Genomic DNA, 26,169 nt, shown 5'->3' with positions numbered 1-26,169 from the left:
TTATCCCCCCCTCTGCTGAACCATGTATTCCCAGCTCAACTCATTGAACAATAAGTACAGGGTATAACGTGTCTCCCAGGCTTCCGTGTGGAAGGACCACTTCCCGTATAGCTTACGGGCATGCGGGTTACCGGCTGATACATGAAGGCTGAGACGATTCAGTCCCGGGTCTGTATCCACAAGCTTCTGCGCCCACTCTACAAGCAGCCTTCCTACCCCTTTGTTCTGATGCTCCGGGTGGACCGCAAGGTCGGTAATATAACACTCGCCTGCTGCCGGGGTATGGTCTAGTACATAGAGGCCGATCAGCATTCTGATCATGCCCCGTTTGCCTAATAGCTGTGAGGTTCCCGGTAACGGAGACGTCTGCTTGCTCCCCATAAGGTCCGCTTCAGGTGTACGCTTAACCGAGATGCTGCCAATCACCTCACCCTGCTGCACAGCTACCATCCTGTGTGTATAGGGATCAGCAGGAGCATACTGAAGCAGCAACTCGAAGCACCCTGCCAGCTCTGCCTCCTTCAGCCTGATCCGGTTCTGGAATTTCCCTTGAAAAGCTTGAGCCAGCAGCAGCCCCACCGCACGATTATACCTCGCCTCCATAGGTTCGATAGTTACTGGCGCTGTACTTATTGACGTTGTACCTGTTGGCATCGTTCTCATACGGAACCTCTCCCTTCCACAGGTGCAGCCGGGCCGATGCAGGCCCTCAGCTCATAATGCAGCTTGCCTTGAACGAACAGGGAGAGATAAGAGCGTTCAATGACCACCAGCGGTCCCGCGAGAGGAATCGCTTGTGCAGCAGCATGCACCAGTAATTGACTGATCCACTGTTCCAGCTCCTCCTCGCGGGCCACACATTGCAGAGTCAGATACTCCCCGTCCGGCAAAATCACCCCGCCCGCATCCGGCTGCTCCAGACACAAGGTTACCGCACCCGACTCCTCCAGCACATAATAAATATCCGATTCGAACAGATCCGGTATCCCTGCCGCCTGCTCCGCAAGCAGCGCTGCACTCAGCTTCCTGTGTGAATCCAGCTTCATCACCTGCATAAGACTTGTAGCCTTACACTTCTTGATCTGAAAGGTCTCAGGCGAGGTGCTGTAGCTCTGCTGTTCCTCCAGCATTTTACGGATGAACTGCCGAAGCTCCTGAAGACGCACCAGCTCCTGTTCAATCCCTTCGAGAGAGTTCTCCAGCAGCCCGCGATGCTGCTTCGGACTATAGCTCATACATTCGTTAATCGACTGAACAGGCACTTCAAGCTTGCGGAGCAGCAGGATATGCGCGAGCTGATACACTTGATCCATACTGTACATTCTGTACTGATTCTCACCGGTATAAGCAGGCTGCAGCACACCCTTCTCTTCAAAATACCGGATCTGGTGGACCGACACATTCATCAGCTTGGCCAGTTCACTAATCGTTATTTCATTTCTCATCCTAATCACTCCCCGGACTGCGGCTTGGAATATCTCTACGATACACCCTGGGTCTGACCTAAGGTCAAGGGGAGGATTCGAGATCCCGGGCCAAATGGATAAAAGCCTCAATTGCCGGGGAGAGCCATTTCTCCTCATGCCAGAACATTTGGGTGGCAAAAGATACTGCGGTCAAATCCCACGGCAGGGAGATCAGCTCCCCCCGCTTCAATTCTTCGCTTACGGCCATTTCAGGGAGGATGGCGATGCCCATGCCCAGCTTCGCACATTGTTTGATGGCTTCTGCGCTGTGAAACTCCAATTCCGTAATGCCCGCCATTCCCTTCTGCGACAGGCTGCGCTCGAAGAAGCTGCGGTAGGAGCACCCTTGCTCCGTCAGTAAGAACGTTTCACCATGGAAATCCTCGATAGCCAGCGCCGGGCGCGACGCCAGCGGATGATCGGGAGCGGCCAGAAGGCAGAAGCGTTCCTCCCTTATTTTTTCTCCGCAAAATCCGCTCTCGCCCTTCACTTCATCCAGCATAAAGATCACATCGACATCCCCGTCCCGCAGACTCTGCCGGAGGCTCGGGCTCACCAGCGGCAGGAAAATCAGCCGGACTCCGGGATGAAGCTGCCGGAACTTCTGCAACACAGCGGGGAGCCGGTAGGTGCATAATGTCTCATCTGCGCTAATCACGATGGTGCCTGTCAGCTCGCCGGGCTGCTTGAGCGCGTGCTGCGCCTCCTCCACCATACACAGGATGTTATCCGCATAACGCAGGAACGTTTTTCCGGTATCGGTTAACGTCACATTTTTGCCGAGCCGGTCCACCAGCTTCACCCCCAATTCTTCCTCCAGGGCCTTCATTTGCATCGTAACCGTTGAGGGAACGTAGTTCTGTGCTTCGGCGGCGCGGGCGAAATTGAGTGTGGAAGCCAGCGTATAAAAGGTTTTAAGTTGGCGTAATTCCATATGTGTCACTCCTTCATTCAAAAAAAATGAACGTTCCATTCAGAAACGTTTCTTTGACTTAACCTTAGCAGCATCGTAGAGTGATGACAAGAACGGCGGCCGATTCCGTTATGAAGGTACAAGGATATGAAACCACAAGGAGCGAATGAACTTGAATAACCGATTGACGATATATATTCTGGCACTTGCCGTTTTTCTGATCGGGACGATTGAATATATTATTACCGGCGTCATTGAGATGATGGCGGCAGATCTTAGCGTATCCACCTCTGAAGTGGGGCTGATGGTGACCGTATTCGCGCTGTCCGCAGCGATTATTGCCCCGGTTCTCATTGCACTGACCCTTAATATGGACCGCAAAAAGCTGCTGCTGACCGCCCTCGGCGTGTTCATTGCCAGCAACGGGCTGATGCTTCTGAACCTGCCCTATGAAGCTATGCTGGGGGTGCGGGTTATCCAAGGGGCAAGCGGGGGCATAGCGACCGTAGTCGCTATGGCTGTAGCTACACGGCTCGTGGAGAAGGAACGCAGAGGCAATGCGATTGGCATTATTCTGATGGGACTGAGCAGCTCGCTGGTTCTGGGCGTTCCTGCCGGCACTTTTTTCAGCGAACACTTTGGGTGGAGGGCTCTGTTCATCATCGTCGGGGGGCTGAGCCTTGTTCCGCTGTTCATTATCTCTGCCAAGGTCCCTGCCATCAAAGAAAAAGAAGCCGTCACCCTCAGGATGCAGCTGTCTGTGCTGAAGGATTCCAGAATTGTTACTGCTCTGGCGATCACCTTACTATATGTAGGGGGTTACGCTACACTCTTCACTTATATTACCCCTTACCTGCAGGCCGCATCCTCACTGTCTGTGACCGAAATCAGCGGGGTGCTCTTCCTGGCGGGAGTCTGCAGCTTCATGGGCTCCAAGTTAGGCGGGCAATTGGCTGATTCCAAAGGATCGAAGTTCACCATAATTACGGGACTTCTGTTACAGGCAGCCACGCTCCTCCTGTTCGCGCTGGCAGGCGTTCATGTGATTGTCCTCCTACTGATCCTGATGATCTTCATGCTGGGGACCTGGAGCATCTCCCCTGCGCAGCAGCTCCTGCTGGTCACCCTGGTTCCCCGGAACCCGGATATGGCCCTGAGCGTAAACACCTCCTTCATCCAGTTCGGATTCGCGCTGGGATCGGGCTTAGGCGGCTATGTGATCAGCCGTACCTCGGTGCTCCACCTGAACTGGGCCGGTCTCGCGGCTGTAGCGGTGGCTCTGATTCTGGCCATCCGGCTGTTCAAGACTCATAAGGCTTGATCTCTTTCGGGGTATAGGTTGGGCAGGTTTGATACAGCAAGACAAAGAGGCTATCCCAAGGGATGGCCTCTTTACACGTATACAAAAGCTGGCAGGCTTGTGGTCAGCACACGCCAATCTTTTCTATAGATGATTGACCGCGACTGGCGGCTCATGCCCATCTGTTCCATTCGTCAGGCCCAGCGTTTGCGCTGCGGAAGCATGAATGTCGTTCAATAGCTTCGGGTTAGCGGACAGGGACATGCCGTAGGCAGGAATCATCTGCTTGATCTTCGGCTCCCAGGCCTTGATCTGCTGCGGGAAGCACCTGGTGATTACCTCCAGCATGACAGAGACGGCCGTTGACGCCCCTGGAGAGGCTCCCAGCAATGCGGCGATCGAGCCGTCAGCACTGCTAATTACTTCCGTTCCGAATTGAAGTATGCCTTTGCCGGCTGCTGTATCCTTAATAATCTGCACCCGCTGGCCCGCCACCACCAGCTCCCAATCCTCGCTCTTCGCATCCGGGATGAACTCCCGCAGCGCTTCCATGCGCTGTTCTTTGGACAGCATGACCTGCCCGATCAGATACTTGGTTAATGACAGGTTCTTCGCTCCTGCTGCAAGCATCGTAACCAGATTATCCGGCTTGACCGAGGTAATCAGATCGAACATCGAGCCGTATTTCAGGAACTTGGGCGAGAAGCCGGCAAACGGCCCGAAGAACAGGGATTCCTGCTTATCGATCACCCGGGTATCCAGATGCGGAACAGACATCGGAGGCGCACCCACCGCAGCCTTACCGTACACCTTGGCATGATGCTGGGCTACAATCTCCGGCTTCTTGCAGACCATGAACAGTCCGCTTACCGGGAATCCGCCAATCTTTTTACCTTCCGGGATGCCGGATTTCTGCAGCAGATGCAGGCTTCCTCCCCCGCCGCCGATGAAGACGAACTTGGCGTTATGACGCTCTGTTGCGCCGCTGGCGAGATTCTTCACCTTCAGCTCCCAGGAGCCGTCCTGCGCGCGCTTCAGGTCATCCACCTGATGATTATACCTAATATCGGTGTTATTGCTCTGCAAGTGGTCGAACAGCATACGGGTCAGGGCGCCGAAGTTCACATCCGTTCCCGAATCGATTTTGGTAGCCGCTATCGGCTGGTCCAGCTTCCGGTTCTTCATCATCAGCGGTATCCATTCCATCAGCTGCCTTGGATCATCGGAGAATTCCATGCCTTGAAACAGCGGACTGTTTGAAAGCGCTTCAAATCGTTTTTGTAAAAATGTTACGTCCTTCTGCCCTTCCACAAAGCTCATATGTGGCACAGGAACAATGAAATCCTGCGGATTGTGTATTCGTTTCTGGCTCACCAGATAGGACCAGAATTGCTTGGAGAACTGAAATTCCTCGTTCACCTTAATCGCCTTGCTGATGTCGATCGATCCGTCCGGCTGCTCTGTAGTATAGTTAAGCTCGCAGAGTGAAGAATGCCCCGTTCCCGCATTGTTCCATTCCCCTGAACTTTCCTCCCCGGCACCCGCACGCCGCTCAAACACGGTTATTTGCCAATCCGGTACTAATTCCTTTAACAGTGAACCAAGTGTTGCACTCATGATTCCAGCACCAATTAAAATAACGTCTGTTTTTGTTTGTTGGTTGCTCATATTATACCGTCCTTCTACCCTACGATTTGCAGGAAGGATGCAGACACTCCTGCTTAGGCGCCATAGCAAGCCAGCGCGGACCAGGTCACACACCGTTTGGATCAATCCTGATCCTAGTTTATCACTAATGAAACTAAATTTTAAGATTTATCTTATTTTTTATAAACTTTTTAATTAATAATCACGGGCCGCATCGAACCAGCCCTGCGCCGCTTCCTCTGTTATAGGCTGCCCGATCTGGTGCTCTGACTGGCTGAGCTGCCATACCGCTTCGCCCAGGTCTTCCCTCTCGGTAGTCTCGATGCCCTTCAGTGAATTGAAGCGCAGAGTGAAGGCGGTAATGGCTGCTTCTGCCTCTTCAAGACTGCGGGCCTCCGCCAAGGCTGCCTGCGCAGCATCGTAGGCTTCGTTCGCCAGCTTGGCCAGACGCTTCGGCCAGGCGGAGAACGGGCGGCCGTACTCGATTATCCACCACTCGGGCTTTCTCAGCTGGCTCACCGAGGCATACTCATCCCAAGGACGCACCTTGGCCCGCGCCTTCATCTGTTGTCTTAGACGCTTGCCGCCGGCCTCTTCCACATTGAAGGCAATGAACCGGTTCAGCAGCGGCCACGTATCCAGCGAAGGCAGACCGTCAAGCTCCGGCATGAAGCGCAGCTCCAGGCTGGTCAGCCCGGTAAGGCGGGCAAGTGCGTCAAGATCACAGAAGCTGCCCCATAAGCTCAGGGATTCCAGGTTCGGTAACTGCTCCAGACCCGCAAGCGAGATGGGCTGGCCCAGCGGCGGGCTATTCAGCGCCAGAGTGGTCACCTCACTCAGCATGCCCAGGTCCGGCAGCCGGTAAGGTGCATCGCTTTTACGTCTGCTTGTGTCCGGCACCAGGGCTAGATAAGCCGGCAGATGGCCGGAAGCCGAGAAGCGTGTCAGATCGCCGGACAGGCTCAGGTTGTACAGCTTCTCCGGCAGAACCAGGCTCAGCTGTCCATTTGCCAGAGGACCCAGTTTGATACCCAGGGTATAGATATCCGCCCGGCTACCGTCCAAGGGTGTAGCCTCCGGCAGCACCGGGGTCCAGCTTATACTCTCAATAGGCCGCCGCTCCGCCCACTCCAGGAAGCCCGTGTCACCGCCGGTATAGCTCAGATAACGCGGCCAAGGGGAGCCGGCCGGGGTGGCGAAGGGCTCGAAGACAGACCAGTTGATGCGCTCATCCGCAGCGACCAGCAACTCCGCTGGTTGCTTCGATTCCCTGGGGCCGATTGATAAGCTGCCCATACCGGGCTTGCGGTCAAGCGTGTGGCTGCCGGGCCCCGTCAGATCAAGGACATACCGTCCGGGTTCTGTAATCGGAGCCGGGGGAAGAGCTTGGTTATCTGTGGACATTTGCTTCATCCTCTCTGCTTAATCCTACCTGTATTCTCGATACTACTAATATTCTCCATACTACCTTTGTTTGCTATACTAACTCAACCATACGATATCCTGGGGCTCACAGCAACTTTGACGGCCCTCTATCCTGTACATATCCTATGCCACCTGCAGTCTCATCCAATTGTAATCGATTTTTCGATTACATTTGGCCCATGCGCCCCCACCAGGCCCATTGTAATCGGTTTTCCACTTACATTTCCGTCCATGCCCCTCTCGTGGCGCATTGTAATCGGTTTTTCGATTACATTTCGATCCATGCCCTCCTCGCGGCGCATTGTAATCGGTTTTTCGATTACATTTCCGTCCATGCCCCTCTCGCGGCGCATTGTAATCGGTTTTTCGATTACATTTCCGTCCATGCCCTCCTCGCGGCGCATTGTATTCGCTTTTTCGCATACATTTGCTCCACACGCCCCCGCCGAGCCCATTGTATTCGGTTTTTCGATTACATTTACGTCCATGCCCCCTCTCGCGGCGCATTGTAATCGGTTTTTCGATTACATCCGCCCCAGCACATCGCCCGCCCCGCCCAATGGTGTTCGGTTTTTTGCATCCATTCCGCCGTGCCATAACGCGAACAAGCCCGGGCCGTTACCGGCCCAAGCGCTCATCTCTATTTAGTTTGGAGTGCAGCTATTACACGCTCTGCCCTTCATTCGTCCCTGCCTTGTACATACTCTCTGCTTCAACCGGATTCTCTTTGGCTGTCAGATGCTGCGGAGTGATCCGGTACACTTGTACGGGCCCGCCGTACACAGCCGACCGGTATTTCTCGACATGCTGCTTGGACAGAGGCCGGTTATAGTAACCGGGCACATACTTGTTCATCATCTCCTGCAGGACCTGCGTAGCCTCATCCAGATCCGTCACCGGCTCTGCCTGCCCGAAGACCATCACGCTCATATAGGCGGTATCCGTCTTGGCGGGCACGGGGTTCGTGATCGTTCCGTATTCCTCACATACCGTGAAGCATACCTCTGAATTGTCACTCATCACCTGATTGCGTCTTCCATCCCCGGCCCCGTGGATATACAGCTTGCCGTCCATCCATACATAGTTAAGCGGCACAACATAGGGGAGATTACCATCGACTAATCCCAGAAACCCAATTCTCGCCTGCTTCAAAAACTGTTCAATCCTCGCCTCATCCTTACATTCCCTGACCTTGTAACGAACCGGATTCATATCGAACCCTCTCCTTCCCGCGTCCTCCGCGTATACGTTATTCGGTAGTATATCAGCTATTGGATTGTGCTAAAATATCCAAAGAGGACGGTTCTAGGCAATCCATAATGCAAATACGGAACCAAAGCTACGATTAGGAGGGATTCCTCATGATGTTCGTCAACCGTAAGGATACAAGCCCGATCTGGCAGCAACTGCTGAATCAGGCGATCCATAATATTACACAAGGCATCTGGACCCCGGGTGAGCTGCTGCTCCCCTCCCGTGAGCTTGCTCACCAGCTAGGAGTCTCCCGCTCCACGGTACAGCTCGTCTATGAGGAACTGCAGAGCAGAGGATATACCGTAACCTCCCGGCGGGGTGGAACACGGGTAAGCCATTGGAACCCGGTTCCTGAAGCGGCACAGGAGGAGCCGGTGCCAGAAGGACCTGTTCCACCTTCAATTCCCCTACTGAACTCGGCGGTAGATCAGCTGCAAGACTGGTTCGGAGGCCATCTGCCTCAGGAGGTGGAGATCGATTTCACCCCCCACGAGCCCTATGTGGATAGGACCTTCCAGAATCAATGGCGGCAATCTCTGCTTCACGCCTCTGCCGCAATGGACGTATCCGATTGGTCCTACGGCAATCCCTATGGTCTCCTGCCGCTCAGGGAACAGATTCAGCGTTACCTGCTGCTTGAGCGGGGCATACGGATTGAGCTCAATCAGATTCTGTTGACCTCAGGAGCGCAGCACAGCCTTGACCTGATTGCCCAATCCCTGCTCACGGAAGGAGATACCGTCTCTGTGGAAGATCCCGGCTTCCCTGCGGCCTGGATGGCGATGAATTACCGGCGGATGCACGTAGCCCCTGTTCCTGTAGACGGACATGGTCTTGTGGTTGACCAGATCCACCCGAATTCCAGGCTGGTCTTCGTAACTCCATCGCACCAGTGCGCCATAGGCTCCGTGATGTCAGAGCCGCGCAGGCAGCAGTTGCTGCATCAGGCCGTGCAGGAGCAGCTATGGATTATAGAAGACGGCTATGACAGTGAATTCCGCTACCGTGGCGACCCGCTGCCCACGCTCTATAGCCAAGCTCCGAATAATACCCTGTATCTGATGAGCTTCTCCAAAATGATCGCCCCGGCCATCCGTATCTCGGCGATTGTCGGCCCGGCGCGGGCCATTGCCCAGTTGGCGCGTGTACAGGAGCTGACCTACCGCCACCTTCCCGTGATGGACCAGCTCACCTTGACTCATTTTATTCAAAAGGGGCACTTCATGCGCCATATGCGCAGAGTCCGCAATGTGTACCGCCGCAGACATGAGGCCATCACCAAGGCGATAACCGCAAGCGGTCTAGGCGAGCGGTTCACCCTGAGCGGAGCAGAGACGGGACTGCATGTATTCCTTGAGGCAGAATCAGACTACGATGAGGAAGCCGTGACCCGGTTAGCCCTGGAGCAGGGAATCCGGGTATATCCTCTTGCGCACTACTGTCTGGAGAGCCGCAGGAAGGGTTGGGTGCTGGGTTTTGCCAAGGTGGATGAGACCTTGATTGAGCAGGGGATTCACCGGCTGGCCGGGCTGTTATTATAAGCCCCTGCTTATGGTCCCGGATGATCTGCTCTCCTTGCGCCCGAACTGCACATAATAAACCATGCTCACCGCCATAACCAGAACAGCAAGCACCGTGAAAATATTACTAAACACAAAGGAAGCCTCATTTCCAGGTATAGGATTGAACGCCGCTGCCGGGGCACCGGAGTCGAGCACCTTGCCCAAGACGGCCGTTGATGTAGCGGCCGAGATGAAGGTGAGCATGGAGAACAGCCCCATCCCCACTCCTGTCTGCTCTGGGGTCAACGTCCGCGAGACCGTATTGGACATAGCAATCTGCATGAACGACTGACCCAGCACACAGAAGATGAGCGAGATCGAGACCAGGACCGCTGATCCTCCAGCTACGGAAGACAAGCACAGGAAGCCTATCCCCAGAAGTGAGGCCGCCGTATACACGAGCCGCGGATTCCCGTGCTCATCTGCCAGCTTACCGCCCTTACGGCCCAGAACCGTGGTAACGATAGCTGCGGGCAGCATGACGATTCCAATATAGGCGGGAGACAGGCCGTTTACAAGTGTCAGCAGCTGCGGGATGAGATATGGAGAGCTGAAGCTGATGCCTGTAATGCAGAAGGTAATGATCAGGATGATCGCATACTGCCTGTTGCGGAAAATATCAGGATGGATAAACGGAGCCGCAGCGGAGCGGATACGCAGAATAAACAGAATGAGCATCAGAACCGCTGCCAGCGCAAACCGGAAGCTCCCGTTCGTTAGCGCCAATAAGGTTGCCGTTACCACTCCAGCCAGCAACATCCCGCCAAGCCAGTCGATCGAAGCAGCCTTCCTTGATTCATCCTGCAGATATTTGCGGTAGACTGGCAGTGTCAGCAGCGACAGCAACGGAATGAGGAATAGAACCCGCCAGTTCCAGGCGCTGATGACCATCCCGGCAATAATCGGGCCCAGCGCTGTACCCAAGGCTATCCCGATAGCAGAGGTACCCAGCGCACGGCCTCTTTTGTCGGGAGAAAAGTAACGGATCGGGATGATCATCGTCATAGCAGGAATCACAGAAGCCCCGCCTGCCTGAACTACACGGCCTGCAATGATCATCCAATATTCGGTAGCGGCAACGCCAGCCATAGAACCCAAGACAAAGAGTAATAATCCATACGTCAGCAGGTCCTTCAGCCGGTACTTCTCCGTCAATTTGCCAAAAGTAACCGCACCGACAGCATATACAATCATATAACTGGTAATGACCCAGCTCACCTGGGATGGCGATAATTCAAATTCCTTACTGATCGTAGGCAGCACAATATTGAACATATTCGCATTCATTGACGAAATCACCAGGGTAAAAACGAGTGCGCGCATTAACACATTACCTTTGGTAGTAGGGGTTACAGCATGATTCTCCATAGGTGGTGCTCCTCTCTCCGTATATCAATTCGATAAGGTCAGTCAGTACTTACTGTCATTTCATTCAAAAAAACAACTAGGGCGTTAACGCCCTAGTAAACGTCTGGACACTTGCCGTGATGAATTCCTCCAGCGACACCGAAGTGAAATTCCCCTCATCGTCCAGATTGTTCAGGAATGCGCCATAATTCATCACCATAAATTGCACAGCCTGCACTCTGGGATTCCCGGGAATCAGCTTCCCTCGCTCAGTCATGGTCTTGAAATAATCCGTCAGATTCCGCATCAACTGCTCCGGGGCGGTTCTGCTATACTCCTTAAGACCGGGGAGCTGATCCCCTTCCTTGATAAATATCATGTTCATCTTCCGGTTGCGGTTCATAATCTCATGATACGTCCGGCTGACCAGAAGCAGATCGGTAGGAAGATCCCATATGATGCTTTCATTGAACAGCTTGGCCATATCTTCGGTATAATGAAACCGGTCGAAGGCCCGCTCCAGCAGGTTCAGCTTGGTTCCGAACTGGCGGAACAGCGTCTTCTCGCTTAAGCCTGCCGCCGCCGCAATCTCCTGGGTGGTCACACTCTTGTAGCCCTTCTCTGCGAATAGATCAATGGCAGCGGTCAGGAGTTTATCACTGGTACTTAGCGATTTGCTCTCCATCATCCTATTCCTCATTTCAAAAGTTGACTGTCAGTACTAACTGACATATTAGACTAAGAATACACCCTGCTCCCGAATTTAGCAAGGTGTATCGTTCTGCCCGCTATCACTTAAGCCGTTTCCAGCTCAATATGCTTGTCCTATTCTAATAGCGAGGTAACGCCCAGTGCAGCAAATAGGAGCAAGCCCAGCCCCAACAGAATGCCGCCCATCAGCGAATACCGTACTTCCCGCTGAAACGATGCGGTGCCTGGGCCTCCAGGTGCCGGCGGGCCGGGCTGGGCTACCGCGCCTTCCAGACGGGTACGCTTGCCCGTGCGCCGCCGTTGATAGCCAATAATGAGTAGTACAATCCCCAGCAGACTCAAGAAGCTGCCAGGGTAGACGAATGCCATCCATAGGTTCCCCATGGTACACCTCCCTGTCTAGTTGTCTTGCTGTATACTTAACCAGCACAAGTGAGGCCAAACAGGGAGATAGGTCAACCTAGAAGCAGGTGAACGAGCTAACCCGGTTCAAATCAACGCCGTAGTATCCCCAGAAGAAGCCGTTCCATCTGAAGCCTGCGACCGAACTTCTGCCCACGAATACCGGGTAGAACCAGAACTGCTCACCATTATTCAGCCAGATATAGGTGTTGCGGAACAGGCATCCTCTGATGCCTCCAGGGTCAACCGCATAAGCCGTGACCGCTGGTGCTTGCGGTACGAATTGCGGCGGTGGCGCCGTCGGTGCGGCTACTCCTCCCGGCGCACCCCCGGGCGTCCCCGGAAATCCTCCGGGCCCTCCGCCTGGAATCCCTGGAATCCCCGGCAAACCTGGTATCCCCGGAGTCCCCGGCCCTCCCGGCAAGCCTGGTCCACCCGGAAATCCCGGTATCCCCGGAAATCCTCCGCCGCCTCCCGGCACTGGTATAAATCCCATATATATCACTCCTCTTTCGCTTCATTAGGCATAATCATCATATGCATTCGCGGAGAAGATGCCTGGGCGGGTGCCCAGCTGCAATGGGCTTTTAACAGCATTCCGCCTAGCGGAGGGTAATCGGCACTATAGCTCATGGATCATCAGACTATATCGTAAGAGCGGAACTCATCAATGAACTCCTCCAGCCAGTCTTCCGTGTAATCCAGCGCCCCGCTGTCACTGATGAACTCAACATCAAGTCCCATCACCCACAACCGGCGGGCAATCATAAACAGATCAATTGCAGATTCATCTTGTTCCGAGAAGTCTCTAACCGAGCGGTAGCCCGACATTAACGCCTGCCACAGCGGTTCCTTCTTCTCCTGCGGCAGACGTTTTCTGTGCCGGACCTGGGCCAAGTCGTAGGCGCGCCAGCCTTGTGCCGCCCATTCAAAATCATAATGCGTAAACGTATCGCCCTCCTGGAAGGCATTATTGTTCCCGTGCAAATCTCCGTGGCAGATGCCCCAGTCCAGGCCCGGACTGGCAGCGATGATCCGCTCCGTTAATGCACCGGCGAACTCGCGCAGATAGGCAGCTGAGCGGTGTCCCTCACCGAGATAATCCACAATACGGTTCAGCGGCTGGAGGATCAGAGCGCGGGTATCCAGATCCGGTCTAGGCAGATCCAAGGAAACCCTGTCCATGGCAGCGTGCAATTCAGCAGCAGATTTCCCGAAGGAAGCACATGATTCCTCGTCATGCAGTACATTCTCAGTGCCTGTCAGATAGCTGTAAATCACGGCAACTCTCGGGCCCTCCGGCGCATCGATGACCGTGTATAAGCTGCTGTTCTTTTGAGGGATAGGAACGGAAACCTTTGTATTTACTGCGCTCAGTTGGTGTTCCAGCTGTGCCAGCAGAGACAATTCATAGACAACATCACTTTCAGCTATCGATTGGCGGTAGATCCGAAGAATATAAGTACCTGTGCCAGTACGGATTCTGTAAGTATCGTTCAAGCCGCGTAACCAGAACAGGCAATCTCGCCAATCCCCAATGTCATACAGAGGACTAAGGCAATATTCCAAATACTTTGGATCTAGAACGGAACGCATGGCCTTCGGTTTATGATACATTTAGCTCTCCCCTAGCTTGCTGCTCCAGCCGGACAACGGTCTCCTCGAACGTTTTGACCGGACTGTAGCCGAGCTCGTTTTTTATTTTGTCGCAACTATACGCCGTCCTTATAGGGTCCCCGCCCGGTATAATGAACTTCTTATTCAGGGCAAGCCCGATACGCATCGTAAAATCTTTTTCCGGATAATTTCCGTCAATTGCGTTATAGCACTGGTTCCCAGCCGCAGGCTGCGTCGCTGCCAGTACACACATCTCAGCCAGGTTGTCCGCATGCACCCAGGGCGTTAAGTCCTCCGGATGAATCCAGTCCACTTCCGCAGAATCAGCAAGCTTAGCGATCAGCCGGTCGCCCCAGTGCGAGTTATATTCAGAGCAGATCACTCCAGGACGCAGAATAACACTTGTCAAACCGTTAGCCATTGCAGCCTGTACGATCCGTTCCGATTCACATTTGGTTGAAATGTATACCTCCCCGTGGCCGAAGGCAAGGCTGCTTGACTCATCCAGCTCCACCTCTCCATCAAAATGACCATAGACGGACACCGTCGAAAGATGCACGAAGCGTTCCACTCCCGCGAATATTGCCCCGTCCACCAGATTTTGCACCCCCTGGATGTTGGACGCCTCGGCAATCACCCGATCCTCACCCAGATATGCCGCAGCGTGAATAATAATATTCACATTCCTGAGCGCTTCCGCGATGACGGCTCTATCTGTCAAGTCTCCGATGACGGGTGTAATGCCGAGCTCTTCACATCGCACGATCTGGTCCCTATTTCGGATAACTCCCTTGACCTCCGCTCCCTCGCTAACACATCTTCTGGCAATTTTATCTCCTGCCGTGCCCGTAACGCCTGTTACGAGAACGACTTTATCTCGAAGTCTCATGGGAACACTCCTATTAGAACATTGTTTTATTTGCATAGTCTAACTTTTCTTATGAATCTCACAATAGTAGTGAGGAGGACATAAAAGGCAGCTTAACGACATCTTCAACCGGTATTCATTTGATGATCATTCCGGGCCGGGGAAGATTGGGCCTATCTGACGGCGGTGAGGGCTACATCTAATCCTGAATAGGCCGGGCCAACTCCTCAGTCCAAATAATCATCCGGCAGGTGCAGCTCCCGCAGGCAAGCGGTGAATTTCTCCCTGAAATTAGGATTTCCTCTGTATTCGGGCCATATCGCCTTATAGTAAGGCAGCAGCTTCTCATGTGGAATAACGTCCCAATGTGAAATGGAGCTGCGCAGTACCTCTGTACCTCCAGTACGGAACATCTGCTCAATGATCTGCCAGCTCTCCTGCTTATTCCCGCAGTCTCTCACGGCATAGATCGCAGTCGTCTGCATAACCAGGCTGGTATGGCACAGGAAGGGTGCGAAATCGTGGAAGTTCACAGCATCGCAGTCGTTGAGGATATAACCTGCATAACGCAGTGTTTCCGCGTCATTAATTCGCTCAAGCCTCTGCTGGATCACCGGAATGAATTCGGTCCGGTCCTCATTCTTGCCGTAAGTATGCAGAATGCTTAAGGCGCGGAGCGATCCCTCAGCGTCATCCGACTGCAGCAGCTTCAGCAGATAGGGTCTGCCCGCCTCAAAGGACGTTTTGCAGAGCAGCGAGATGGCTGTGCCCGCATCCCGGGAACTTTGCCCGGCCACATTGCTTAGGAATTCCAGGGTGGACGGGGCGATTCGCTTGAACTTGAACATGGCCTCCAGCGCCTTGGCCTGCAGCTTCCCGTCAGGAGTGTTGCGATACAGCTGAATAAGCGTATTCTCGTCACCCGGCAGCCGGCTGCCAAACCATGCGTTGTCATAATCCAGAATAATCTCATCCAGCCAGCGCTCGTACCAGTCCAGGAAGTTATCTTCATAGACGAAGAAGAACGGGCGGTCAGGGAAAAATTCCGAGGTATACACAATCCTCCCCCGGTGCTCCCCTTCCAGCACGAGATACATCTCATATTCGCAGCCCTGGGTGCCGATACACAGCATTCCGCCAAGCGCCTTGTTTCTCGCTTCCTCGTACTCTTCATCCGAGATGTCCCGTTCCCCCGTCAGAGGCTCCGTCAATAGATTCCATTCCTCTGCAGTCATCCCGGGGCGAAGCACTGCCCGGCCCTGGAGTGCCGGAAGCTCGGTATAGGAGGTGGCCTGTGCAAGCGGATAGATTCCGTAATACGGTCCAGCCCCGCCGTTCCCGATCTCTGTAAGGAACCGGGCGAACGGTTCAGGAAGCCTGATCCCATATTGTGCCTCCCAGTCTGCCAGCTCGCCTGCTGTAAGCTTTTCTTTCAGCTTGTATCGATGCGAAGAGACACCGAATTCCGTGAACTCCGCATCCTTGCGCAGGGCCTGCTCCAGCTTCGTCCTGATCCGCTCAAGCTGATCAGCCTGCTTCTCTAATTCCATGATGATCCCTCCTGCATATTCAAAGAATGTCACATAATGGCCTGGCCGATTGTCTTCCATCATATCACACCCTGCATATGTTCCAGGCTCCTCGTTTACTCCCACAACATTCGGGAATTATAGTTTACCAGACAAGAATAAGCCCGCCGTCACGGTGAAATGACAGGCGGGCTTATAACGATAGAATACTTATTGGACAGCGTTAGACAGCTCTGTGAAAATAACCCCCAGGGCAAATGCGCCCGCATCCGGGTGGCCGATGCTGCGCTCACCTACCGTCCCGGCCCGGCCCATCCGCGCCACAATGGATTCGGTGCGCCGGGCTCCCTCAACAGCCGCTTCGGCCGCCTTGGCGAAGGCTTCCTTCAAGGACAGCTTCTGCTGGGCACTGCTCTTCCAGGCTTCGGCACAAGGGACCAGCGCATCAATCAGCGTCTTATCGCCCACGACTGCCCCGCGACCGAAGGAGCGTTCACCAGTAGCCTGGATGCCCTGAACCGCTGCTTCCAGCATTTCGGCCATCTCCAGCGTTTTCAGCGAGGTCCGGCCAGTGGCATATTTGCCTGCTGAGCGGAAGGCTGAGCCCCAGATTGGACCGGAGGCTCCGCCGCAATGCTCCATAATGATCAGGGAGCAGGCCTGAAGGAAGCTGCCGATATCCGTAGCGTGATCCTGCACAAGCTCCTTCCATTCCCGCTTCAATTGCTTGAAGCCCTTGGCGACACTCATCCCGAAATCCCCATCACCCGCATGAGCATCCAGCTCACAGAAGGGAGCCTCATTCGCGATAATAATCTCACTCATCTTATCCACCAGATAGATGATGTTCGTAAGCCGCAGCCGTTCGTCACGGAGGACAGCGAAGCCCGGATCGGTCTCGGCCGTCAGGCTCACCTCAGCCTGAGCGTCCTGCTGCGGAAGCGGGCTGACGTATTGCACCGGCGCAAGCTCACCCGTTAACCGGAGCGCCGGAGTATCGCAAGGCTCAGCAAGCCATCTGCGCAGCTCATCATCCAGCTTCATCAGGCTGATGGAAGCGCCGGCCATATCTATGCTGGTCATATAGTTGCCTACAAGAGATTGGCGGATGATGATCCCCCGTTCTCCCAGACTACGGATCACGGAGTGATTGAGCAGGTACAGCTCCTGCAGAGGCGTTGCGCCGAAGCCGTTGACCAGCACCACCACCTCTCCGCCGTCCTGCTGATCCAGGTTCAGACTGGCCAGCAGGGCAGAGATCATACGTTCCGCCAGCTCATCGGCGGTCAGCAGCTTTTCTCTGCGGATGCCCGGTTCACCATGAATGCCGACCCCATACTCCATCTCATCCTCCTGAAGCTGGAAGGTAGGCGTACCCTTGGCCGGAACGGTACAGGAGGTAAAAGCAAAACCAAGACTGCGCACATGAGCAGCCGCATGCTGCGCGGCCTGCTTCACCTCTGCCAGCGGCAGTCCGGCCTCGGCAGCCGCCCCGGCAACCTTATGCACCAGAATCGTGCCTGCAACCCCTCGGCGTCCCACCGTATACAGGCTGTCTTCTACTGCAATATCATCATCAACCTTCACATAGTCCACAGCGAGGCCGTCCTCAGCCGCCAGATAAGCCGCATTCTGGAAGTTCATCATATCGCCGCTGTAATTCTTGATGATCAGCAGAGCGCCCTTATGGCCGGTATGGTTGCGGATCGCCTGGTAGACCTGAATCTGTGACGGGGAGGCGAAGACATCCCCGCAGACGGCTGCATCCAGCATTCCCGGACCGACCAGCCCGGCATGCGCCGGCTCATGGCCGCTGCCCCCGCCGCTGATCAGCGTTACCTTGTCAGGATTCGGCGCAGACCTGGAGACAATTTTGTATTTGCTGTCGAATGTCAGCTGCGGATGAGCCATCACCAGTCCGCTGCACATCTCACGGACGAGATTGGCCGGATCGTTGATTATCTTTTTCATACGCGTTGCTCCATGCTCTTCTTGAAGGCTTCGCCCAGCTTGTCAGCAACAGCAATGGCAGCGGCAACCGCTTCAGCGGTAACCGGGAACGGCATCGAATGAATCGACTCCTCCGGGATACACGCCTTGCGGGCCACTTCCATCAGCTCCTCATGGGAGATGGAAGCGACACCAATATCGGCCAGGCATACAGGAAGGCTCACCGAGTGGCAGAAGGACAACACCTGATCGATCTCTGCCTGCTGCGCGTTCTCCAGAACGAGCTGTGCAATCGTGCTGAAAGCCACCTTCTCGCCATGGTAATAATGATGGGTGCCTTCGAGCGCCGTCAGGCCGTTATGGATGGCATGTGCGGCAGCCAGACCACTGCTCTCGAACCCGAGCCCCGACAGCAGGATGTTCGTTTCAATAATATTCTCCAGCGCCGGTGTCACCACGTTCTGATCACAAGCCAGCTTGGCCTTGGCGCCATCCTCCAGCAGGGTATCGTAGCATAAGCGGGCAAGGGCCAGCGCGGCTTTGGTGCCTTTGGCCTCCGTAATTACACCTGCATGCACTCCGCAAGGAAGCCCCGCATTGACATTGGAATAGGATGCCGCAGTAGCTCTGGCCTCGAAGTAGGTGGAGAGGGCATCGCCCATCCCGGATACCAGGAAGCGGGTAGGAGCCTGCGCGATAACAGTCGTATCAATCAGCACGACCGAAGGGCTGGCTTTGAAGTAAGCATAATCCTCGAAAGCGCCTTCAGAAGTGTAAATCACAGCGGAATGGCTGGTGGGTGCATCGGTGGCTGCAATGGTAGGAACGATAATCAGCGCCTCGCCTTCTGCCACACATTTAGCCGTGTCGATGGCCTTGCCGCCGCCAAGACCGATAGTACAAGCACACTTATGCTCACGGGCCAGCTCCTGTAGTCTGGAAATCTCCTGCCGGGAGCATTCGCCCTGGAAATCCCCCTTCACGAGAGTAATGCCGAATTGACTGCTGGTGGCATCGAGCTTGGCCTGCACACGCTTCACATCATCCGGGTGCGCAATCAGCAGAGCCGATGTGCCGAAAGTACTGACGAAGTATCCCAATTGAAGCAGCTCATCCTCACCTTGTGTGTATTTAGCCGGGCTGATAAAGGTTCTTCTCATTCTTTCATTCCTCCTCGAGTCGTATGTCCCCATTATAGACAAGTGGATAGAGGGGCGCATGGGACAAAGCAAACGAATTAATATGCTGCAAAATAGTATTATTATGTTCTAGACATCTGAATTATAATTATTTTGTACTCATTGTGACTGTAGATGGAAAGGGTGAGCCGGATGCAATCCAAATTCGACTTGAAGTATATCATTGATATGGACGAATGGGGCAAGCTTCAGGAATCGTTGTCTCTGGTGACGCGCATGGCCATCATTATGGTCGATTATAAAGGCGTGCCGGTTACGGCACATAGCCGCTGTCAGGCCTTCTGCCAGACCGTGCGCAGCGACAAGGAATTCTCAGCCTATTGTCAAAAATGTGACGCGCGCGGAGGTCTGGAGGCTGTGCGGCTGAGCCAGCCCTATATCTACCGCTGCCACTTCGATATTCTCGACATTGCTATCCCTATCATTGTCGATAATCAGTACATCGGGGCGCTGATGGCCGGACAGATCCGGCTGGCGGAGGGAAGCGGCCCGAATCTGGAACAGATTGTGTCCCGTCCGCAGCAGGACGCCATGACGGAGGATCGGGCCCGCAAGTACGAGCTGCTGCCTGTCATGACGTATGAGGAGGTTGTGGCCACCGCCGATATGCTCTATCATTTGTGCAACTATGTGGTTAAAGAATCCATACTAAAGCATGAGCTGCTGGAGCAGAACCGGCAGCATGAGGCCTTGAACCCGCAGCAGGAGTCCAAGTCGAAGCCCGGGCTGTCTGCGAAGCCCCTAGAGCCGCCCCCGGCTCCCGAGACTCCGGCCTCTTCGGGAAGCGCATACAAGACGGAATGCATAAGTCCTACGCTGCAGCCTGCTTTTGACTATATGCTAAGCCACCGGGAGGAGAATTTCTCGCTGAAAATGCTGGCACAGCTATGCCATATCAGTCCGAGCTACTTCAGCCGCCTGTTCACCAGGGAGATGGGCGAGCCTTTCTCCCTATATGTCGCCCGCATGAAGGTCGGGTGGGCGAAGGAGCTGCTGGCAACAACGGATTGGTCAGTCAACAAGATCAGCAATCACTTGAATTTTTGCGATGCCGGCTATTTCATTAAGATCTTCAAGAAATACGAGTCGGCAACTCCCCGGTCCTACCGTGCTTCTCTCATAACAAATCGAATATAATAGATGTAACACTATTTGAGCAGGGGGGTAGCCACATGAAGCTGAACGAACAAGGTGTGCTCATCATTGAAGAGCAGGATATACACAATCTGTACTTTTATCTGGTCCATGACGGGACGGCGTTCCAGGATTCTTTCCGGTTTGAGATGGGACTTCAAGGGATCGAGCTTCATCCGGGCAGCGTATCCGCCATTGTTCATCCGCAGGCCATGCCCGAGGACTATGGCTACCCGGAAGAAGACCTTCCCCTTATAGTGGAGGCGATTTATTCCGTCGTCAGGGAGTATGATCCGGGCTTCGGAGTGTGGTAACATCCCTGCTGCCTGTCTACAGCATCAAGGGATAACCAGACCGCTCTTGAACGCCAGCTTCACATCATTCTCACGGACATAGGCGGAATTGTCCCAGGATTCTCCCTCCTGCAGCCGCTTGTAGGTCTGATGAATATTCCGGCGCCAAGGCGACGGCCGGCTGTTGAAATAATTCGTAAAGAAGCGCTGCGCCTGCTCTTGTGTGCCGAAACACAGCAGATAGGCCAGCGGACTGGATTCAGCATCGCAGATGCCGGGGAATCCTGCGCCGCAGGCGGCAAGCTGCTCCAGTGCGCGGGGACGGTCTGCGAACAGCTCGAACAGCGGCAGGACACGTTCCCCGATCAGCTGACCGATACTCTCCAGGGAGGAATCCAGCTGTGAGCCGGCGACCTGCCAGACGATGGCGCTAGAGAATTTCTGCGGCCTGCGCAGCGAGCCGAACAGTACGGTATCGTCCCCTCTGCCGGTTTGTCCGGCAAGCCATTTTTTGAGGGGCTTGCTGGCAATCCACAGGTTCACCGTCATCCGCACATCGGTGCGGGTGTTGTAAGACTGCGGTTGGAAAGAGAGCTCGAATACGGTATCTTTGTCGGCCGCTGTTTTTTTCCATACCGTACCCGTCTTATTGGATCTGAAGCCCTCGGCCTGGAGGAACTGCTGTCCGATCTGCTGACAGGCCTGAAGGAATTGAGCTTTGGGATCGAGCTTACGGTTGGACAGACCTTCTGACCAGACCTCCCACTGGGCATAACGTTCGTCCAGCAAGGGCTGCAGGCGGTCATAATTCTCCCAGGTGTTCTCCACATGATAGATGCTGGGGTATTCGCGGCCTTGTTCAGCCGCCTGGCGGTTGAAGACTTCACAATAATCATTAAGATAGCTTCCATACTGTGCGGCAAAGGCCGATTGACCGTCGTAATAATCAGTGGCGAAGGCATTGCCGCGCTCATCCAGATCTTCATCCCAGAATTTCCCGTCGCAATACTCCAGCAGGTAATCCAGCCCCGTGAGCTCACGGCGTTTCAGCCGCTTCAGCGCTTCCGCCGACTCCTCAAGGTGAATTTCCCCCGCCATACCGCGGCCTAAGGCCCAGGCTAGAAACATGCCGATATGAATCCCGCCATTCTCTTCCGGCAGATCCGAGGGATAATCTCCCCCGGAATGCCAATCGATCCGGTCATATGCCATATAGGTCTCCTTTCGGCCAGGAGCTCTAGCTCCCGGCTTCCCTTCTTAATACAAATTGATACACTTCATCACTCGCTAAATCCCACTCTACTTTGCTTTCAGGAATCTGAGCAAGCGGGGTGGTCAGCAGTGGATGGTCTACTGAAACGTTATTGAGCCCCTCGGCCTGTCTCATTTTTTGGATGAGCCGGACTTCATAAGGGATGTAATTCAAGCATAGAATTTCTGCGAATTTATTAGTCAGATCCAGCGAGCTGTAGATATGGTAATCGCAGATTTCACCCATCAGGCTGCGCAGCAGCGCTTCATCCGTGGTAGACCAATGATCGAGAAGCCTCCGGTACACATGCTGCTCCGGCAACACCGGATACAGCTCCTGATTGATCTGCTCCGTGATGAATAAGTCATGTAACAACGCCATGAACAAATGATGCGTCTCCTTGAGGGCATAGCGCTGTGCATCTTTTTCAAATATCATCTGAAAATAGTCCCTGGCTAATTGCGCCAGCTCCTTCATATCCCATAGCAAGGCTAATCCTATGATACAGCCTATCGTTCTTGAAGAGACCTCTTTATAATCAAACAGCCTCCGCAGGATATGTTCCTCCCAATAAAGAAACCGGGTAACATACTTCCACCCTTCCTGTTCCCCGTTCAGAATCAGATTTTTCGGATAATCTCCGCCATGTACACCGATTCCAAGGGTCAGGTTTCTGGCGATGGTCTCTTTGTATCCGTCTTTGATGTCGTCCTGGATACTTTCTTTAATTAACGTATACCATTCTTTGAGTTCTCCTTCGGATACGGTTTTCTTTTGGAGGGTACGGATCTCTTTGTTGAATGCTTTTATTAATTTGCGGTGTTCCATCTGCTCACTCCCTGTAAGAGATCGTTAATCCAGGTGGCCCTAGCGGGTGCCGGATTTGTCATTAAGGATGGAATTCAGTACAATGATCAGCATCGGAAGGTACTACCACAGATTATGATATACAGAAGGTGACACCGCAATGGAAAGTGGAGATTTGAGGATTTTTCAGGCTGTGGCCCGTGAGGGTACGATTACGAAGGCTGCGCAAGCCTTGAACTATGTTCAGTCCAATGTGACCAGCCGGATTCAGTTCCTGGAGGCCGAGCTGACGGTCCCGCTGTTCCACCGGTCCAACCGGGGAATGAAGTTAACGCCTGCGGGTGAGAACCTGCTGGAATACGCGAATGCCATACTGATGCTAATGGATGAGGCTGTCCAATCAACACAATACTCCGAGCACCCGGCAGGCCCTCTGCGAATCGGCTCTATTGAGACAACAGCGGTCATTCATCTCACATCCATGATCGCTGACTACCATTCCCGCTACCCCGATGTCCATCTGTCGCTCATCACAGGCGAAACGCATGACCTTCTGCACAAGGTGCTTGATCACAAGCTGGATGGCGCCTTTGTCTATGGACCTATAGACCAGCCGGATATCGGGCATGTTGCGGCTTACGAGGAGGAACTGGTGCTCATTGCTGAACCGGGGACAACTGAGTTGCATGAGTTACTGCACAAGCCCATGCTGTTCTTCGACGTTGGCTGCACGCACCGCGTCAAAGCGGAGCGCTTCCTGCGCCAGAGCGGGATGCACTCGGTTCAGATCCGGGAATTCGGCACGCTGGAAATGATACTACACGGAGTATCTGCCGGACTCGGCGTATCCCTGCTGCCTGAGTCCTCGATCCGCAAGGCGGAAGAGGCCGGACGAATCATCTCCCACCGCCTCCCCGAAGAATACAGAAAGCTAGAGGTATGGTTGATATACCGCCGCAACTCCGTGCTTTCCAGTGCAATGTCCAGGTTTTTGGAGATGGTGGGGCAGAGATAGATAATGATAAAAGGAATATTTTCCTTGAACGATACACCCCACACCCTTAAACAAATTATCGGAGGCTTAAAGATTACTCCCTCCTACTTTAAATTGGTTGAACTTGAGTATGACAGAGACTGGGAGCAGGAATGAAGCAACTCTCTAGCTCTATCCAAGCATAAAATGCCTGCGGCATCCCCGTTGTGGTCGGTTTTTCGACCTTATCTGGCCCACACACCTCCGCCGCACCGAATGTGATCGGTTTTTCGACCTTATCCGGCCCACTCGCCTCTGCCGCACCGAATGTGGTCGGTTTTTCGACCATATCTGGCCCACTCGCCTCCGCCGCACCGAATGTGATCGGTTTTTCGACCTTATCCGGCTGTTCGGTGAAATCAGCGAAGTCATTCCTATTACTGATCCAGAATATAGTCATCCTGCCGATGCTCCAAGACACTTACCCCCAACTTTATGCACAACTTATCCACATCGGACGAAAATCATAATTTCCTAATCAATAAAAAAGATCAGAACCTATTCCCTCAGGTTCTGATCTTCTCGCATCTTAGAATCTATCTATTCGAATTCGACATCAGCCAGACCAGGAATTCCCCGAACGAGTCGGCTACCTTCTCAACCTCTTCGAATTCAGGCTCACATCCATGAACAATAGCCCCGCTGTCTGTCGTTAAGTCAATGGCATAGAAGGAATATTCGTCCTTCACAGACATTACGATCGGCAAGTGATGATCCCACCAGGACGTAATCTCTGACTGCCAAGCTGGATCACCCGCTGCTGCCTCCACACTAAGCATTTCAAATTCATTCCACCGGAATTCGGTTTCTGCGCTATGATTGAACTCAGCCTCACAATTAAACCAGGCTTGCTCATCCGGTGCAACGCAGGTCTCAACTACCTTTAGAAATTCTAAATACTCATCGGGCAGTCCTTTATATCTGGAAGTAATGCCGCTATTTAAATGCAGCTGAGCACCGGACTTTCTCCTTATCTCCCAGCCGTTTGCCTCCGCCCAAGTGATAAAATCCCCAATATGAGTTTTTCCTTTTCCATTATCCATTGCCAATTGATACACCTGCCCATCCGCTTAAGAAATGGAAACTCCTACACTAATATACCATTTCCGCAGGTCACTTATTTCAAAAATCCGCTAGAATCATTCCTTTACCTTGATCTGCTCCGTCGCATCCCTTCCCTCCCACTGCTTACCGTTAGCCACATGGTATTCTCTTTCCGTGGAACCGTCTGTTTTAGTAAGGCTGATGGCAAATACCTGACCTTCTTCGATCAGCATCGGATATTGATCATATGGAAGAACATTACCCGTCAGCGGCAGCTTACTGACATCTTCGAAAGCCCCCTCCACCCGCCAAAATTCCTGGGAGACGTAATCCTTGACTCCGCTCAAATCACTCTTTCCAAAATAAGATGCTGTATACTTGTTACCCTGCATGGTGATTTCATCTACTCTGACTGGTTCAATATCCTTAACCATCCAGCTTATGTCCTCCGTATGCAGGTTGCTGCCATAGTGCTTCTGCAACTGATTCGCCATGCAAGGGACCGATTGGGTAATAAGTTCCATTTCATTGACTCCGGTATGCGCTGCCCCGTAAATGCCCATGATGCTCTCGTTGCCCAGCTTTTCAAATTCTCGGATGAAATTCTCCGTCATCTTATTTTCCCGGTATACATTATCGTAACTCCTGTAATACCTCTGGCCCTGCTGAATCGCTTCGGTTGTTAAGGTGTACATCTCCGATCCGGTCAAATCGTTGGCCTTAAGATAAGACAAGAACCGCTCGCCGGTAGTATCAGGTCCATGCCCAATATCTGTTCCGTGGAAAATAGTATCAGGACATCCGCTTTTTATTTTCCGAAAAAAAGTCTTCGTATAGGGAATGTGACCCGGAGTCCCTTCCCAATCCTGATAAAGCTCCTCCAGAATGTCGTCATTATCCGACTGCATCCATAGGTTCAAGTATTCGGCAGCATAGTAGGACTGTTCCACGAATAGGTGTCTCGTCCCCTTGTTGTGGTAATAATCTGACCAAGCCTCATATTCCTTGTCCATAATCTTGGTAACGCCATGGGCTTCGCCATACAGATAAATCTGGCCGGTCGCTTTGGTCGTTAGCGGGGTTGCAGCAGGCGTTGCCTGGGCCAATTGGGCAGGAGGAGCCGATGGACTGGCTGGTTGTACAGACGGACTGGCTGTTTCACCCGCAGAAGAGTTGCCGCTGCAGGCTGTCAGGCTGCTGATTAGAAGTATAGCCATTAGGGCAAGCAGCAGAGGGCGAGCATACCTTATTCGCACCTGAGCCGCTACCCCGCCGTATATATTGGAACTTCTTACATCCATAAGAAATATCACCCTTTCATCATTAACTCCTACAAGTTAATCACAAAATATGGATGCCCTCAGTGCTGTATGTCATGCGTAGAGTTACATTATTCTTCTATTGAAATCAGCAAAG

26 protein-coding genes are annotated in these 26,169 nt (G+C 53.4%); 5 read left to right on the top strand and 21 right to left on the bottom strand.

From position 1 onward, the window contains the following. The 3 genes from NSS64_RS29410 to NSS64_RS29400 all read right to left on the bottom strand — a co-directional run bounded on the left by NSS64_RS29410 (position 1) and on the right by NSS64_RS29400 (position 2,400). Entirely contained in the window at positions 1-663 is a 663-nt protein-coding gene (locus tag NSS64_RS29410; protein ID WP_341142409.1) for a GNAT family N-acetyltransferase, read from the bottom strand. Then, a complete protein-coding gene (locus NSS64_RS29405; protein ID WP_341142408.1) occupies positions 660-1,445 on the bottom strand; it encodes a MerR family transcriptional regulator in 786 nt (261 codons plus the stop codon). Before NSS64_RS29405 ends, NSS64_RS29410 begins: the two co-directional genes overlap by 4 nt. Positions 1,446-1,509: 64 nt before the next feature. Next, on the bottom strand, positions 1,510-2,400 hold the full coding sequence (locus NSS64_RS29400) for a LysR family transcriptional regulator (RefSeq protein WP_076080626.1): 891 nt from the start codon (positions 2,398-2,400) through the stop codon (positions 1,510-1,512). Between the two features lie 145 nt (positions 2,401-2,545). On the opposite strand from NSS64_RS29400, the gene NSS64_RS29395 reads away from it, so the two are divergent. Further along, entirely contained in the window at positions 2,546-3,700 is a 1,155-nt protein-coding gene (locus NSS64_RS29395) for an MFS transporter (protein ID WP_445667820.1), read from the top strand. A 123-nt stretch (positions 3,701-3,823) separates the two neighbouring features. On the opposite strand, the gene NSS64_RS29390 is transcribed toward NSS64_RS29395, so the two are convergent. The 4 genes from NSS64_RS29390 to NSS64_RS29375 form a co-directional block, all read right to left on the bottom strand. Next, a complete protein-coding gene (locus tag NSS64_RS29390; protein WP_341142406.1) occupies positions 3,824-5,347 on the bottom strand; it encodes a malate:quinone oxidoreductase in 1,524 nt (507 codons plus the stop codon). Positions 5,348-5,521: 174 nt separating this feature from the next. Next, a complete protein-coding gene (locus NSS64_RS29385; RefSeq protein WP_341142405.1) occupies positions 5,522-6,730 on the bottom strand; it encodes a hypothetical protein in 1,209 nt (402 codons plus the stop codon). Positions 6,731-6,891: 161 nt separating this feature from the next. Next, entirely contained in the window at positions 6,892-7,239 is a 348-nt protein-coding gene (locus NSS64_RS29380; RefSeq protein ID WP_341142404.1) for a hypothetical protein, read from the bottom strand. Positions 7,240-7,414: 175 nt separating this feature from the next. Further along, on the bottom strand, positions 7,415-7,963 hold the full coding sequence (locus NSS64_RS29375) for a pyridoxamine 5'-phosphate oxidase family protein (RefSeq protein WP_341142403.1): 549 nt from the start codon (positions 7,961-7,963) through the stop codon (positions 7,415-7,417). A 149-nt stretch (positions 7,964-8,112) separates the two neighbouring features. Here NSS64_RS29375 and pdxR point away from each other — a divergent pair, with 149 nt between their 5' ends. After that, on the top strand, positions 8,113-9,546 hold the full coding sequence (pdxR, locus tag NSS64_RS29370) for a MocR-like pyridoxine biosynthesis transcription factor PdxR (protein WP_341142402.1): 1,434 nt from the start codon (positions 8,113-8,115) through the stop codon (positions 9,544-9,546). Here the strand turns inward: pdxR and NSS64_RS29365 are convergent. From NSS64_RS29365 to NSS64_RS29325, 9 genes are all read right to left on the bottom strand, one after another. Next, positions 9,541-10,935 (bottom strand): MFS transporter, encoded by a 1,395-nt coding sequence (locus NSS64_RS29365; protein WP_341142401.1) that lies wholly within the window; start codon positions 10,933-10,935, stop codon positions 9,541-9,543. The two genes, pdxR and NSS64_RS29365, sit on opposite strands and share 6 nt — an antisense overlap. Positions 10,936-11,011: 76 nt before the next feature. Then, positions 11,012-11,602 carry a TetR/AcrR family transcriptional regulator gene (locus tag NSS64_RS29360; protein ID WP_341142400.1) on the bottom strand — a complete coding sequence of 197 codons (591 nt, stop codon included), beginning with the start codon at positions 11,600-11,602 and terminating at the stop codon, positions 11,012-11,014. Positions 11,603-11,739: 137 nt separating this feature from the next. Next, positions 11,740-12,009, bottom strand: coding sequence for a hypothetical protein (locus NSS64_RS29355; RefSeq protein WP_340946047.1), 270 nt, complete (start codon positions 12,007-12,009; stop codon positions 11,740-11,742). Positions 12,010-12,085: 76 nt separating this feature from the next. Continuing rightward, positions 12,086-12,523 (bottom strand): collagen-like protein, encoded by a 438-nt coding sequence (locus NSS64_RS29350; RefSeq protein ID WP_341142399.1) that lies wholly within the window; start codon positions 12,521-12,523, stop codon positions 12,086-12,088. A 143-nt stretch (positions 12,524-12,666) separates the two neighbouring features. Then, positions 12,667-13,644 (bottom strand): phosphotransferase, encoded by a 978-nt coding sequence (locus tag NSS64_RS29345; RefSeq protein ID WP_340995030.1) that lies wholly within the window; start codon positions 13,642-13,644, stop codon positions 12,667-12,669. After that, entirely contained in the window at positions 13,634-14,533 is a 900-nt protein-coding gene (locus tag NSS64_RS29340; protein ID WP_341142398.1) for an NAD-dependent epimerase/dehydratase family protein, read from the bottom strand. The genes NSS64_RS29345 and NSS64_RS29340 overlap by 11 nt, the downstream gene beginning before the upstream one ends. A gap of 206 nt (positions 14,534-14,739) precedes the next feature. After that, positions 14,740-16,062: an SMI1/KNR4 family protein gene (locus NSS64_RS29335; RefSeq protein ID WP_341142397.1), complete on the bottom strand. Its 1,323-nt coding sequence runs from the start codon at positions 16,060-16,062 to the stop codon at positions 14,740-14,742. A gap of 189 nt (positions 16,063-16,251) precedes the next feature. Next, complete coding sequence (gene dhaK / locus NSS64_RS29330) at positions 16,252-18,012, bottom strand: dihydroxyacetone kinase subunit DhaK (RefSeq protein WP_341142396.1); 1,761 nt, start codon at positions 18,010-18,012, stop codon at positions 16,252-16,254. Next, positions 18,009-19,151 carry a glycerol dehydrogenase gene (locus NSS64_RS29325; RefSeq protein WP_341142395.1) on the bottom strand — a complete coding sequence of 381 codons (1,143 nt, stop codon included), beginning with the start codon at positions 19,149-19,151 and terminating at the stop codon, positions 18,009-18,011. The genes dhaK and NSS64_RS29325 overlap by 4 nt, the downstream gene beginning before the upstream one ends. A 171-nt stretch (positions 19,152-19,322) precedes the next feature. Here NSS64_RS29325 and NSS64_RS29320 point away from each other — a divergent pair, with 171 nt between their 5' ends. Beyond that, complete coding sequence (locus tag NSS64_RS29320; RefSeq protein WP_341142394.1) at positions 19,323-20,327, top strand: PocR ligand-binding domain-containing protein; 1,005 nt, start codon at positions 19,323-19,325, stop codon at positions 20,325-20,327. Positions 20,328-20,362: 35 nt separating this feature from the next. After that, positions 20,363-20,638, top strand: coding sequence for a hypothetical protein (locus NSS64_RS29315; protein ID WP_341142393.1), 276 nt, complete (start codon positions 20,363-20,365; stop codon positions 20,636-20,638). A gap of 24 nt (positions 20,639-20,662) precedes the next feature. Here NSS64_RS29315 and NSS64_RS29310 read toward each other — a convergent pair whose 3' ends face one another. Continuing rightward, entirely contained in the window at positions 20,663-21,829 is a 1,167-nt protein-coding gene (locus NSS64_RS29310; protein ID WP_341142392.1) for a DUF7832 domain-containing protein, read from the bottom strand. A gap of 25 nt (positions 21,830-21,854) precedes the next feature. Then, on the bottom strand, positions 21,855-22,697 hold the full coding sequence (locus tag NSS64_RS29305) for a hypothetical protein (RefSeq protein WP_341142391.1): 843 nt from the start codon (positions 22,695-22,697) through the stop codon (positions 21,855-21,857). A gap of 139 nt (positions 22,698-22,836) precedes the next feature. Between NSS64_RS29305 and NSS64_RS29300 the strand changes: the two genes are divergently transcribed. Next, positions 22,837-23,691 (top strand): LysR family transcriptional regulator, encoded by an 855-nt coding sequence (locus tag NSS64_RS29300; protein ID WP_341142390.1) that lies wholly within the window; start codon positions 22,837-22,839, stop codon positions 23,689-23,691. A gap of 88 nt (positions 23,692-23,779) precedes the next feature. On the opposite strand, the gene NSS64_RS29295 is transcribed toward NSS64_RS29300, so the two are convergent. From NSS64_RS29295 to NSS64_RS29285, 3 genes are all read right to left on the bottom strand, one after another. Next, entirely contained in the window at positions 23,780-24,109 is a 330-nt protein-coding gene (locus NSS64_RS29295) for a hypothetical protein (RefSeq protein WP_341142389.1), read from the bottom strand. A gap of 136 nt (positions 24,110-24,245) precedes the next feature. Then, the gene (locus NSS64_RS29290) at positions 24,246-24,752 is read right to left on the bottom strand and encodes an SMI1/KNR4 family protein (RefSeq protein WP_341142388.1); all 507 of its coding nucleotides are present in this window, start codon (positions 24,750-24,752) and stop codon (positions 24,246-24,248) included. Positions 24,753-24,848: 96 nt separating this feature from the next. Then, the gene (locus NSS64_RS29285) at positions 24,849-26,054 is read right to left on the bottom strand and encodes a hypothetical protein (RefSeq protein WP_341142387.1); all 1,206 of its coding nucleotides are present in this window, start codon (positions 26,052-26,054) and stop codon (positions 24,849-24,851) included. Positions 26,055-26,169 lie beyond the last annotated feature (115 nt).

Source organism: Paenibacillus sp. FSL H8-0122 (genome assembly GCF_038005345.1).
Classification (GTDB): Bacteria; Bacillota; Bacilli; order Paenibacillales; family Paenibacillaceae; genus Paenibacillus_AQ.
This window is presented reverse-complemented; position numbering and strand designations above follow the sequence as displayed.